Here is a 13,433-nt window from a genome sequence, read left to right as displayed (position 1 = left end):
AAAAAAGGTTAAAAGTTAGTTAGAAATTTCAAATTTTCTATACATTAAATTTACACTTATCTTAATAATACTTTTATGCATTTCGTATTACTATTCATCAAATATTTTTTAAACAAAGGAGCGAGTGATGAAGAGATTTTTGGCTTTATTGTTTTTGTTGTTTTCTGCCTTTGCTTATGCAAATGAAAATGCCGTTGTGGTCGCTATCGAGGAGCAAACACCTCGTATAAATCCACTCTACGACGAGGACCACGATCCTACGCTTTCGCTGGTTTTTTCTGGACTTACTAGCCACGATGAAAATAGCCATGTCGTGCCTGAGCTTGCCAAGTCTTGGCAGGTGAGCGATGATGGGTTGGAGTATGTTTTTGAGCTAAGAGATGATGCTTTTTGGCATGACGGGGTGAAATTTAGCGCAAAGGACGTTAAATTTACCATCGAAGCGGCTCAAGATAAGAAGCTAAACGCGCCTGCTATCTCAAACTACGAGGTGGTAAAAAGCGTTGAAATTTTAGGCGATTATAAAGTTAAGATCACGCTTAGTGAGCCTTTTCCGCCGTTTCTTGACGCGCTTAGCTTTGGCGTTTTGCCTGAGCACATTTTAAAGGGCAAAGATATCGCAACTGATAAATTTAACGACGCTCCTATTGGCACTGGCGCATACAAGCTTGTAAAATGGAAAAAAGATGAGAGTTTGGAGTTTGTGGCAAATGATAAATTCTATAAAGGCGAGCCAAAGATAAAAAGGCTATTTTTAAAGATCGTTGGCGATGAAAATTTAAGGCTCGTTGGGCTTAAAAGCGGTGAGATCGACGTTGCGCTCATCTCTCCAACTGGTGTAAATTTCATAAAAAATGATAAAAAATTAAGCTTGCTTAAGTTTAAAAGTGCGGACTATAGAGCTTTGATGTTTAACTTTAATGATCCTCTTTTTCAAGATAAAAATGTAAGGATAGCTCTAAACTACGCGGTCAATAAAGACGAGATAGTTAAAAAACTATTTCACGGATATGCAAGCGTAGCGAACAACCCGATAGAAAAAAGCTTTGCAAATGACAGCGAGTTTAAATTTAGCTACGATCCGCAAAAGGCTAGGGAGCTACTTGAAAAAAGCGGCTTTAAGAAAAACAAGGCTGGTTTTTTTGAAAAGGACGGCAAAGAGCTTGGCTTTGACATATACGCCTTTAATAACGATATCTTAAGGGTCAATCTAGCTAAAATTTTAAGCAGCGAGTTTGAGAAATTTGGCGTAAGAGCCAAAGCCTATGCAAAGCCAAAAACAGCCTTTAGTATAAGCAAGGTTGATAGCTTTGTGATCGGCTGGGGCAGCCCATTTGATCCAGACTTTCACACATATAGAATTTTTGGCGGATTTGCCGACATCGATGTCAATGAAAATGGCTGGAACTTTAGTCACTACAAGGACGCAAACGCTGATCTTGCTTTAAAAAACGCGAGATATACAAAGGACATGGAGCTTAGGAAAAAATACTACAAAGAATTTCTAAAAGCGCTTTTTGAAAATCCACCTTACATTTTTATAGCCTATCTTGACTATCCGCTCGTTTTTAACAACAAAATTTCAGGCATAAAGACGCAAATTTTAGGTCACCATGGGGCTGGATTTTTATGGAACATAAGAGAGTGGCAAGTAAAATAGTGGATAAAAAATTTGTTTAGAGCCATTTTAAAAACAGCGATCTCAAGCCTTGGGTTGCTGTTTTTTATCTCATTTTTTCTATTTTTGCTCATATATTTTTTGCCAGGAAACGTCACTGATGCGATGTTTTTGCGAAGTGAGGCGGTGAGCGTGGCTATAAAAGAGCAAATTTTAGAAAATTTGGGGCTAAAAGATGGCTTTTTTGTGCAGTATTTTAGATGGCTGGCTCACTTTGTCACGGGGGATTTTGGCACTAGTTTTGTAAGTGGGGCAAGCGTTTTTTTACTCATTAAAGAGAGACTTTTAAACTCTCTTATTTTGTTTTTTGCTTCGTTTTTTCTGATAGTTTTTTTATCATTTTTTTTAGGGTTTTTAAGTGCCATTTATAAAAATAAATTTGCCGATATCTTTATAAACTTTAGCTCGTTTTTGCTGGCATCACTACCACATTTTTACATCGCACTCGTGCTAATAGCGATCTTTAGCGTCTATCTAAATTTGCTGCCAAGTTCAGGCGCGAACGAGCTAGGCTCTAGCGGCGTTGGGGCTAAATTTATCATCTTGCCAACGCTTGCCATCATCTTGCCACACCTTGGCGCAAACGTGAAATTTGTAAGAGACAGGCTAAATCAAAGCCTAAACGCTGACTTTATTCAGACGGCTCACGCTAGAGGTTTGGGGCGCGGCAAAATTTATCTCTTTGCCATAAAGCACGCAAGCACTGATATAGTCTATTATTTCGCAACCCTTGTGGCTGGCGTTTTTGCTGGCTCATACGTCATTGAGAGCATTTTTTCATTTCCAGGCATAGGCAAGCTTAGCCTTGATGCAGTCATCGCCAAAGACTATCCAGTCGCACTTGCGACCATTTTGCTAACGGCTGTTTTTGTCGTTTTTGCAAATTTACTGGCTAAAATTTTTGCCATATTAGCAGATAAGAGAAATTTATGAGAAAAGTCATATTTTTCCTAGCCTGTTTTGTCTTTTTGTCGCTTGTCACATTTGCCTTTTTGACGCCATTTTTCTCTAAATTTGAGCCAAATTTCACTGATTTTATGGCGGTAAATTTAGCCCCAAGTAGCGAGCATATCTTTGGCACTGACATCCTTGGTAGAGACAATCTCATAAGAGTGGCCTATGCGCTTAAAAACTCGCTTCTTATCTTACTTTTAGCTGGCTTTTTAACGACGCTTTTCTCGCTCATCTACGCATATTTTGGTACGAGCAAGAGCAGAGTTTGCGAGAGCCTTTTTGATAAGGGGCTTGATGCTTTTTTAAGTATCCCAAACATCGTTTTTATCATGCTTTTTAGCTCATTTAGTAGTGGCGATCTTTTGATTACCTCTTTTATCATCGCCATTTGCTCCTTTATGCAGGGCGCAAAAGTTTTTATGCAAAATTTAAGGCTTAGTAAAAAGTGCGACTACGCCGAGCAGGCTGTGATAAATGGGGCTGGTAAATTTAGCCTTATCTGCTTTGAAATTTTGCCAAATTTAAAGCATTTAATAATTAGTATCTTTGGCATAAACGCGATAAACGCGGTTGTCATGGAGGCCACGCTTGGCTTTTTTGGTGTGGGTAGTGACGCAAATAAAATAAGCCTTGGCATCATGCTAAATGAGAGTAAAGAGGCGCTTTTTCTGGGCTCTTGGTGGATGGTGCTTTTCCCTGGCGTGACGCTCTTTTTGCTCATCCTTGCAACCTCGATCATTACGTCAAATTCAAAAAATGGCAATATAAAAATATGATAGAGATTAAAAATTTAAACGTTTTTTATAAGGATAAGAAGCTTTTGCGAGAGCTTGATTTTGGCATGAGTGAGGGTAAATTTATAGGTATCACGGGTGCAAGTGGCAGTGGCAAATCGCTCTTTGCAAAGAGCCTAATAAGGCTTTTTGATGATGATTTTAGAGTGAGAGCGGATAAATTTAGCATTTATAAAAAAGATATCTTAAAACTTAGCCAAAATGAGCTAAAAGAGCACCGAAAAAAGGTCGCCGCGCTCATCTTTCAAAACTCCGTTGCAAGCCTTCATCCGCTCTTAAACGTGGGCGATCACTTTAACGCCTATCTTGGCGGTGATAATAAATCAAATAAAGAGCTTGCATTTGATTATTTTAGGGAGTTTGGGCTGGGTAATGCAAATCTCATCTGGCACAAATACTCATACGAACTAAGTGGTGGCGAGGCGAGCCGTGTGCAGATCGCTCTGGCTCTTTGCCTGAAGCCAAAAATTTTAATCTGCGACGAGATAACAAGCGGGCTTGATAGCATTAGCGGTAGCCACGTGGCGGGCATCTTAGAAAGCTTAAAGGGCAAGATGAGCGTCATTTTTATCTCGCACGATGAGGCGCTAACAAACTATCTTAGTGATGAAATTTGGCAGATGAGGGATGGGCGGCTAAATTTAAAGGAAAATGCGTGAAAATCAGGCTTGAAAACGTCTCAAAAAGTTTAAGCTTTAAGGAGCATTTTAACGCTAGGGCTGAAGTGCTGTACCTTTTAGAGGGGATAAATTACGAGCTTGGTGATGGCGAAAATTTAGCCATTTTGGGTCAAAGTGGCAGTGGCAAAAGCACGCTTGCAAAGCTCATATCATTTAGCGAGCCAAAAAGTGGGGGCAAAATTTATATAAACAGTGAAGAGATCACGGACAAAAATGAGCTAAAAAAAGATATCAGATATATCTTGCAAAATCAAAAACAAGCCCTAAATCCAGCGCTAAAAGTAAAAACCGCCATCGCTCATGTGAGATCATATCTTAAGCTTAGCTTTAGCGAAAATGAGCTCAAAGAGCTTCTGGCAAATTTAAATTTAAAAGATGAAATTTTAGAGAAATATCCATCACAGCTAAGTGGCGGCGAGGCGACAAGGGTCGGGATACTGCTAGCGCTTCTTTCAAAACCAAAAATCCTAATCTGCGACGAGATAACAAGCGGACTTGACAACGAGACAAAGCAAAAGATCATAAATTTGCTTTTAAGCTTGGATGAAAAGATCAGCATTATTTTTATCACGCACGATATTTTAAGTGCGATGAAGATAGCGCAAAAGGTGCTAATAATAGAGGCTGGCAAGCAAGTGGCTTTTGGTAAATTTGAAGATCTTGCAAGCCAAAATGTCCTTAAAAAATACCTTGACGCAGCTAGATTTTATGACTCCAAACTTTGATATAATGCAAGCAAAAAAGGTCAAATTTGCTAGTTCATATCTGCTGCTCGGTCGATAGCCACTACTTTTTACAGCGCCTACGAAAAGATCATCCAAATGAGCGAATAGTAGGCTATTTTTACGATCCAAACATACATCCGTATAGCGAATTTTTACTGCGTTTTGAGGACGTGAAGCGAAGCTGCGAGAAGCTTGGCATCGAGCTAATATGTGGCGAATACGACTACGAAGCGTGGCTTGGCGGCACAAAAGGGCTTGAAGATGAGCCAGAAAAGGGCAAAAGGTGCGAATACTGCTTTGATTTTCGTATGAAAGACTCAGCTAAAAAGGCGATAGAGCTTGGTCTAAATAAGATCACGACAACACTTTTGATGAGCCCAAAAAAGGACTTTTCTCAGCTTAAAAAGGCGCTTGATGAGGCGGTGGCTGGCTTAAATTTAGAAGCGATTGCGGTTGATTATAGAAAAAATGGCGGCACAAGCGAGCAGTTTATCCTCGCTAAAAAGGACAAACTCTATCATCAAAACTACTGCGGCTGTGTCTTTGCGCTAAAAAAACAGCGCGACTCGCAAAATTTGCCCCAAAGTGAGCTAATGAGCGAGCTGCACGCAAGGGCACTTTATGGAAGCATTGAGGCTAGGCTTGAGCTTTACAAAAAGGTGCGCCTTTGCGAGGCGAGAGGTGAGAAATTTCACCTTTTTAGAAGGCGATTTTTAAACTACAGGCTTTTGCGCGCTAGTGTTAAATTTGATGGAGTTGTGGTGCCAAGCTACTTTGTGCTCTACTCTGGCTTTAAAAGAGAGAATTTAAAGCTTAATGTAGAGCGCGACTGCGAAATGGACGATGAGCTAAAAGAGGGCGCGATATTTATGAGCATAGAGCGCTTTAATAAATTTACAAATAGCAAATTTAAAAGCGTTGATGAGCTTTGTAAAAAGCCGCTTGAGCTTGACGCTGAGATGAAATTTCGTAGGCAGATATGCGGGGAGTTTTCGCAAAATCCTATCATCATCTTAGACGAGGTCAAAAAGGGCAGCTACGAAATTTACGCAAAGGCTGTTTTTTACAACGACAGCGAAGAAATTTTGGTTTTAGAGAGCTAAATTTAGACCTACTAAGGCTAAATTTCAGAGATTTTAAAAGAGGCTAATAATTTTTTTCTTAGTATAAATTTGTTACAATCTGCGAAAATTTACATTACTAAGGCTAAAACGTGATAGACGTCGTAGAAATTCAAAAAATTCTCCCACATAGATTTCCTTTTTTGCTTATCGATAGAGTTGTCGAGCTAGAGCCTGCAAAAAACATCGTCGCTTATAAAAATGTAACCATTGGCGAGCCGATATTTCAGGGGCACTTCCCAGGCCACCCGATCTATCCTGGCGTGATGATCATTGAGGGTATGGCGCAAGCTGGCGGCGTGCTAGCGTTTAAGAGTATGAGCGATGAGCATCAAGCTGGCATCGAGAACAAAGTGGTCTATTTTATGAGCATAGACGGAGCGAAATTTCGCCATCCAGTCCGCCCTGGAGATAGACTAGAGTATAGATTAAATGTATTAAAACACAAAGGCAATATCTGGGTGCTCGAGGGCAAAGCATACGTCGATGATGTGCTATGCGCCGAGGCTGAACTAAAAGCGATGATAGTCGATAAATAGGCTTTTGCTTAAAAAAGAGAGACAATGAAAAATATCCACCAAACAGCTGTTATAGAAGATGGAGCGATAATAGGAGATGACGCAAATATCGAGGCTTACGCCTTTGTGAGCAAAGATGCAGTCCTTGGCAACAACGTCACGATAAAACAAGGTGCAAGGGTGCTTGGCAAGACGAAGATCGGCGATAACTCTCGTGTATTTAGCTACGCGATCGTGGGCGACATCCCGCAAGATATCAGTTATAAAGACGAGGTCGATACTGGCGTCATCATCGGCGAGCACGCAACTATACGTGAGTTTTGCACGATAAACTCAGGCACGCACAAGGGCGATGGTATAACAAGGATCGGCGATAACGCCTTTATCATGGCATACTCCCACATCGCACACGACTGTATAATAGGCAGTAACGTCATTTTGGCAAATAATGCAACACTAGCTGGCCACGTCGAGCTTGGCGACTACGCTGTTGTGGGCGGTCTTACGCCTATTCACCAGTTTGTTAGAGTGGGTGAGAGCTGCATGGTCGCAGGGGCTAGTGCGCTAAGCCAAGATGTAGTGCCATTTTGCCTAGCTGAGGGCAACAGAGCCTATATAAGAAGCTTAAATTTAGTTGGCATTAGGCGTAGATTTGACAAAGAGCAGGTTGAAGAGCTTGTTCGCGCTTATAAATTTTTGTTTAATCAAGGCATCAGCCTAAAAGATCAAGCAAACGAGCTGATCGTAAAAACCAGCGACGAAAACGTAAAGAAAATGTGTAAATTTATATTAGAAACGACAAGAGGAATTCCGCTTGCAAAAGGAAGAGATTAATGGCTAGAAAGTGTAATTTTTGTGGCGAGGCTGAGTCTGCTGAGAGAAGATTATTAGCAGACATCGAAGGAAACGCCTATATATGCGAGTACTGTATAGCAGCAGCATACGATATGATACATGGTGATACGAGTGTAGAAGAGAGTAAAAGTGAAGAGGCGATAGAGTATCAAAAGCTCACACCAAAGGAGCTAAAAGCAGTACTTGATAACTACGTGATCGGTCAAGATAGGGCTAAAAAGGTCTTTAGCGTCGGCGTATATAACCACTATAAGAGAATTTTTAAACAAAGCGACATCAAAGACGACACCGAAATTTCAAAGTCAAACATCTTGCTTGTTGGCCCAACTGGTAGCGGAAAGACGCTGATGGCTCAGACTTTGGCGAGATTTCTTGACGTGCCTATCGCGATTTGCGATGCAACAAGCCTAACTGAGGCTGGATATGTCGGCGAGGACGTTGAAAATATCCTCACAAGGCTCTTGCAAGCTGCAAATGGCGACGTGAAAAAGGCGGAGCAGGGTATAGTCTTTGTCGATGAGATCGATAAGATCGCTAGAATGAGCGAAAACAGAAGCATCACAAGAGACGTTTCAGGCGAGGGCGTGCAGCAAGCGCTTTTAAAGATCATCGAAGGTAGCGTAGTAAATATCCCACCAAAAGGCGGCAGAAAGCATCCAAATCAAGACTTCATCCAGATAGATACGACAAATATTTTATTTGTTTGCGGCGGTGCATTTGACGGACTTCTTGATATCATCGAGCGCAGAGTTGGCAAAAATGTACTTGGCTTTAACCAAGAAAAACGTGGCAAAAATGAAAAAGAAAATTTACTAAGTCTGCTTGAGCCAGACGATCTTGTAAAGTACGGCCTCATCCCAGAGCTCATCGGCAGACTTCATGTGGTGGCTACATTAAATGAGATAACAAAAGAGGATATGGTTAAAATTTTGACCGAGCCAAAAAATGCGATATTAAAACAATATCAAAAGCTTTGTGCGATCGACGGCGCTACGCTTAAATTTGATGATGAGGCACTTGAAGAGATAGCGAGCCTTGCTATCGAGCGAAAGACTGGAGCAAGAGGGCTTAGAAGCATAATGGAAGAGCTCATGACAGATATAATGTATGATCTGCCAGAGCTAAAAGACTACGATATCGTGATCTCAAAAGAGACGGTAAAAGATAAGGCAAAGCCGATTTTGGTAAAGCACAATAAATTAACAGCGTAAAGGAAATAGATGTTTTTAGATCAGGTTATAGGTTTTTTCTCAAGTGATATGGGTATAGATTTAGGTACGGCAAATACTTTGGTTTTGGTAAAAGATAAGGGAATAATCATAAACGAACCATCAGTTGTTGCGGTAAGACGTGAAAAATATGGAAAACAAAAAATTCTAGCAGTCGGCCACGCTGCAAAAGAGATGGTGGGAAAAACTCCTGGCGACATCGAGGCGATAAGACCGATGAGAGATGGTGTTATCGCGGATTTTGACATGACAGAGAGGATGATACGCTACTTTATAGAAAAGACTCATAGAAGGAAAAATTTCTTACGCCCAAGGATCATCATATCAGTTCCTTACGGACTTACTCAGGTTGAGAGAAAGGCTGTTAGAGAGAGCGCACTAAGTGCTGGTGCAAGAGAGGTATTTTTGATAGAAGAGCCTATGGCAGCAGCTATCGGAGCAAATTTACCAGTTAGAGAGCCACAAGGCAACCTTGTAGTTGATATCGGCGGTGGTACGACTGAGATCGGTGTCGTCTCACTTGGCGGTCTGGTAATATCAAAATCTATCCGAACAGCTGGTGATAAGATAGATAGCAGCATAGTTAATTACATAAAAGAAAAATACAACTTACTAATAGGCGAGAGAACAGGTGAGGAGATAAAGATCGCTGTGGGCTCTGCTGTGCAGCTAGAAAAAGAGCTAAGCGTAGTGGTAAAAGGACGCGACCAAGTGAGTGGGCTTTTAAGCAGGGTTGAGCTAACGAGCGAGGATGTGAGAGAGGCGATGAGAGAGCCGCTAAAAGAGATCGCAGATGCGCTAAAAACTGTGCTTGAGATGATGCCGCCTGATCTTGCTGGCGATATCGTCGAGACTGGTATCGTGCTAACTGGCGGTGGAGCGCTTATTAGAGGGCTTGATAAGTTCTTGTCTGATATCGTTAAGCTTCCAGTATTTGTAGCTGATGAGCCGCTTCTTGCTGTTGCTAGAGGCACAGGCAAGGCACTTCAAGAGATCGGACTTTTACAACAGCTAACAAATGAAGAGTAAGATTGTTCTTTTTGTTTTTATAGCGTTGCTTGCTGGCGCCTCGATGTTTAAGGGCGAAATTTTAAGCAACATATCTATTAAATTTAGCAACTACGCTATAAATTCATACGACAATTTTGCCAAAAGCGTGAAAGATTATATAAACGAATATTTTAGGCAGGCTAGCGAGATAGAAAAACTAAGAGCGCAAAACAAAGAACTAGAGCGCTCAGCTACGCTTTTATCTACTTTTGCAAACGAGCTAAATCAAATTTTAAAAGATAAAAACTCAACTGCCTACGCCCCAGCCGTAAAGCTAGTAAAAGGGCTTAGCTACGTGCATATCGGGGATTATAATAAAATTTGGATAAGCGAGTTTGAAGGATACGACCCAAATAAAATTTATGGGCTCATCTATCAAGGAAATAGTGCTGGCATCGTCATCGCAAAAGATGGCAAGCCACTAGCTTACTTGCAAAATGACCCAAAAAGTATATTTGCAGTCTATATAGGAAACGACAAAATTCCAGGCGTCGCGCATGGAAATCAAGGCCAAATAATGGTGAAATTTATCCCACAATGGCTCAGCCCAAAAGAGGGCGATGAGGTCTTTACGAGCGGGCTTGATGGGATATTTTTTAGTGGGGTGCCAGTAGGGCGCGTGAGTAAAATTTTAAAAGAGAGCTCCTATCAAAGCGTGATAGTTGAGCCCTATGCAAAGCTAAACATACCAAACTACCTATACGTTGTAACAAAGGAAAAATGATGCCAAAAAGAACAGATATAAATACCATTTTGCTAATCGGCTCAGGCCCTATCGTCATCGGTCAAGCCTGCGAATTTGACTACTCAGGCACGCAAGCAGCCAAGACGCTAAAAGAGCTTGGATACCGCGTAGTGCTTATAAACTCAAACCCAGCTACCATCATGACTGACCCAAATTTTGCCGATGCAACGTATATTGAGCCGATCACAAAAGAGAGCATTTTAAAGATCATCGAAAAAGAAAATATTGACGCCATCTTGCCAACGATGGGCGGTCAAGTGGCGCTAAATGCCGCTATGGAGGTCTTTGAGAGCGGACTTTTAAAGGATGTCAAATTTCTTGGTGCAAACCCAGAAGCGATAAAAAAGGGCGAAGATAGACAAATTTTTAAAGCGACCATGCAAAAGATCGGCATGGACCTGCCTGAGAGTAGATATGCTTATAACATGGACGACGCGCTAAATGCGGCAAACGAGATAGGCTTTCCACTTATCATAAGAGCTAGCTACACGCTTGGTGGCGCAGGAAGTGGCGTGGCTTATAATATGGACGAATTTAAAGAGCTAGCCAACACCGGCCTTGACGCAAGCCCGATACATGAAATTTTGATAGAAGAGAGCTTGCTTGGCTGGAAAGAGTATGAGATGGAGGTCATTAGAGATAGAAATGACAACTGCATCATCGTCTGCTCGATCGAAAATTTCGACCCAATGGGCGTGCATACAGGCGATAGCATCACGGTTGCGCCAGCACTCACGCTCACAGATAAGGAGTATCAAGCGATGCGTGACGCTAGCTTTGCCATACTTCGCGAGATAGGCGTTGATACTGGCGGTAGCAATGTGCAGTTTGCCATAGATCCAAAAACTGGCCGCATGATCGTTATCGAGATGAACCCACGCGTTAGCCGAAGCTCAGCACTTGCCAGTAAGGCTACTGGCTACCCGATCGCAAAGGTAGCGACACTGCTTGCAGTTGGTTTTAGCCTAGATGAGATCAAAAACGACATCACAGGCACGCCTGCTAGCTTTGAGCCGGTGATTGATTACATCGTGACAAAGATTCCGCGTTTTACATTTGAGAAATTCCCAGGATCAAACCCATATCTAGGCACTGCGATGAAGTCAGTTGGTGAGGTCATGGCGATAGGTAGGACATTTAAAGAGAGTATCCAAAAGGCGCTTTGTAGCCTAGAGCGTGATCTTTGCGGATTTAACAGCCTTAGCCTAGAGAAAAACGCTTTGATTTATGGCATCAGAAATGCAAATGAGAGAAGAATTTTATATCTAGCACAAGCCTTTAGAGATGGCTTTAGCGTGGCTGAGGTGCATGAGTTTAGCAAGATCGATCCTTGGTTTTTGGAGCAAATTTATGAGATAGTCAAATTTGAAGATAAGATCGACATGGATATCTTAAACAACGAAGAGCTACTGCGAGAGGCCAAAAGTATGGGCTTTTCAGATAAGATGATAGCTGTGCTTATAAATGAAAAAGACGATCTTGAGCTTAGCCAAAATGATATCTATTTTGCTAGGCAAAAACTTGGCATCGAGCTTGAATACAACGAGGTCGATACTTGCGCGGGCGAATTTAAGGCGCTAACGCCGTATCTTTACTCAACCACAAATATCACTAAATTTCCTAAAAAAGAGCCTGTGAAAGACGCTAAAAAGGTGATGATAATAGGCGGCGGTCCAAACAGGATCGGCCAGGGCATAGAGTTTGACTACTGCTGCGTGCATGCAAGCTACGCCCTAAGAGACCTTGGCATAAAAACGATAATGTATAACTGCAACCCAGAAACCGTCTCAACCGACTACGACACGAGCGATATTTTGTATTTTGAGCCGATCGATTTTGAGCACGTTAGATCAGTCATCGAGCGTGAAAAGCCAGACGGCGTGATCGTGCATTTTGGCGGTCAAACTCCGCTTAAATTTGCAAAACGCCTAAGCGTGATCGGTGCTAAGATCATCGGCACAACCGCAAGAGTGATCGACGTGGCCGAAGATAGAAAGAAATTTAGCGAATTTATAAATAAAATAGGCGTCCTTCAGCCTAAAAACGACACTGCCACTAGCTTAGAAGAAGCCTTGCAAAAGGCCGCAACTATCGGCTATCCAGTGCTTGTTCGTCCAAGCTACGTCCTTGGCGGCAGGGCGATGAGAAGGGTGCATAACGAGAGCGAGCTAAAAGAGTATATGAGCGAGGCGGTAAAGGTTAGCAACCACTCGCCAGTGCTACTTGATAAATTTTTACAAGACGCAAAAGAGCTCGACGTGGATGCGATATGTGACGGCAAAGAGGTCTATATAGGTGCGATAATGGAGCACATCGAGGAGGCCGGAATTCACTCTGGCGACTCAGCTTGCATATTGCCACCGATGAGTTTAAGCGATGAGATGATAAAAAAAGTGGAGAAGCAAACTAGAGATATCGCACTAAATTTAGGCGTTGTTGGTCTTATGAATATCCAGTTTGCTATCTATGAAAATGAGCTTTATATGATCGAGGTAAATCCTCGCGCGAGCAGAACCGTGCCGTTTGTGAGTAAGGCTACTGGCGTGCCTATGGCAAAGGTGGCTACAAGAGTTATGTGGCAGGGAAATTTACGTGAAGCGCTTAAATTTTATGATGATTACAAGGTCGTTTATGAAGATGGTGACATCTTAAAACCTCGCGTAAGTTCGCATGTTTGCGTAAAAGAGTGCGTGCTGCCGTTTAACAAGCTAAGTGGCGCTGATCTCATCCTTGGTCCTGAGATGAAGAGCACGGGCGAGGTCATGGGCATCAGCCACGACTTTGCAAGCTCATTTGCAAAGAGCCAGATCGCTGCTAGCAACACTTTGCCAAGCAAGGGCAGGGTATTTTTAACGCTAGCTGACGCTGATAAATCTTACGCGCCTGATCTTGCAAAAGAGCTAATAGCGCTTGGTTTTAGCATCGTCGCAACTGGCGGTACGCATAAAATTTTAAGTGAAGCTGGCGTGGAGGCTGAGTTTGTCTATAAGATAAGCGAGGGCAGACCAAACGTCGAAGATAGACTTAAAAATGGCGATATAGCACTTGTTATAAATACAAGCGATACTAAATCAAGCGTGGATG

The 13,433-nt window shown here is 42.1% G+C and carries 12 protein-coding genes; all 12 read left to right on the top strand.

Going from position 1 to position 13,433, the window contains the following annotated elements:
• Nucleotides 1-127: 127 nt before the first annotated feature.
• A complete protein-coding gene (locus G6W43_RS04325) occupies nucleotides 128-1,660 on the top strand; it encodes an ABC transporter substrate-binding protein (RefSeq protein WP_194169246.1) in 1,533 nt (510 codons plus the stop codon).
• Between the two features lie 12 nt (nucleotides 1,661-1,672).
• On the top strand, nucleotides 1,673-2,611 hold the full coding sequence (locus tag G6W43_RS04320; RefSeq protein WP_194169245.1) for an ABC transporter permease: 939 nt from the start codon (nucleotides 1,673-1,675) through the stop codon (nucleotides 2,609-2,611).
• Nucleotides 2,608-3,408, top strand: coding sequence for an ABC transporter permease (locus G6W43_RS04315; RefSeq protein ID WP_194169244.1), 801 nt, complete (start codon nucleotides 2,608-2,610; stop codon nucleotides 3,406-3,408). The genes G6W43_RS04320 and G6W43_RS04315 overlap by 4 nt, the downstream gene beginning before the upstream one ends.
• Nucleotides 3,405-4,085 carry an ATP-binding cassette domain-containing protein gene (locus G6W43_RS04310; RefSeq protein ID WP_194169243.1) on the top strand — a complete coding sequence of 227 codons (681 nt, stop codon included), beginning with the start codon at nucleotides 3,405-3,407 and terminating at the stop codon, nucleotides 4,083-4,085. Before G6W43_RS04315 ends, G6W43_RS04310 begins: the two co-directional genes overlap by 4 nt.
• Nucleotides 4,082-4,831 (top strand): ATP-binding cassette domain-containing protein, encoded by a 750-nt coding sequence (locus tag G6W43_RS04305; protein ID WP_194169242.1) that lies wholly within the window; start codon nucleotides 4,082-4,084, stop codon nucleotides 4,829-4,831. The genes G6W43_RS04310 and G6W43_RS04305 overlap by 4 nt, the downstream gene beginning before the upstream one ends.
• A gap of 26 nt (nucleotides 4,832-4,857) precedes the next feature.
• Nucleotides 4,858-5,934 carry an epoxyqueuosine reductase QueH gene (locus tag G6W43_RS04300; protein ID WP_103597240.1) on the top strand — a complete coding sequence of 359 codons (1,077 nt, stop codon included), beginning with the start codon at nucleotides 4,858-4,860 and terminating at the stop codon, nucleotides 5,932-5,934.
• Nucleotides 5,935-6,044: 110 nt separating this feature from the next.
• Complete coding sequence (gene fabZ / locus G6W43_RS04295; protein ID WP_004317884.1) at nucleotides 6,045-6,491, top strand: 3-hydroxyacyl-ACP dehydratase FabZ; 447 nt, start codon at nucleotides 6,045-6,047, stop codon at nucleotides 6,489-6,491.
• 24 nt (nucleotides 6,492-6,515) lie between these two features.
• Nucleotides 6,516-7,304, top strand: a complete 789-nt coding sequence (lpxA, locus tag G6W43_RS04290) for an acyl-ACP--UDP-N-acetylglucosamine O-acyltransferase (protein ID WP_103616929.1) — start codon at nucleotides 6,516-6,518, stop codon at nucleotides 7,302-7,304.
• A complete protein-coding gene (gene clpX, locus G6W43_RS04285) occupies nucleotides 7,304-8,536 on the top strand; it encodes an ATP-dependent Clp protease ATP-binding subunit ClpX (protein WP_148824895.1) in 1,233 nt (410 codons plus the stop codon). The genes lpxA and clpX overlap by 1 nt, the downstream gene beginning before the upstream one ends.
• 9 nt (nucleotides 8,537-8,545) lie before the next feature.
• The gene (locus G6W43_RS04280; protein ID WP_002939972.1) at nucleotides 8,546-9,583 is read left to right on the top strand and encodes a rod shape-determining protein; all 1,038 of its coding nucleotides are present in this window, start codon (nucleotides 8,546-8,548) and stop codon (nucleotides 9,581-9,583) included.
• Nucleotides 9,573-10,328, top strand: a complete 756-nt coding sequence (mreC, locus tag G6W43_RS04275) for a rod shape-determining protein MreC (protein ID WP_194169241.1) — start codon at nucleotides 9,573-9,575, stop codon at nucleotides 10,326-10,328. The genes G6W43_RS04280 and mreC overlap by 11 nt, the downstream gene beginning before the upstream one ends.
• Nucleotides 10,328-13,433: carbamoyl-phosphate synthase large subunit (carB, locus tag G6W43_RS04270; protein WP_194169240.1), on the top strand; the 3,106-nt coding region annotated here is incomplete at its 3' end. The genes mreC and carB, both read left to right, overlap by 1 nt.

It is taken from the genome of Campylobacter concisus (assembly GCF_015229965.1).
Lineage (GTDB): Bacteria > Campylobacterota > Campylobacteria > Campylobacterales > Campylobacteraceae > Campylobacter_A > Campylobacter_A concisus_BD.
The sequence above is the reverse complement of the archived record's forward strand: the minus strand, read 5'-3'. Positions and strand labels throughout refer to the sequence as shown.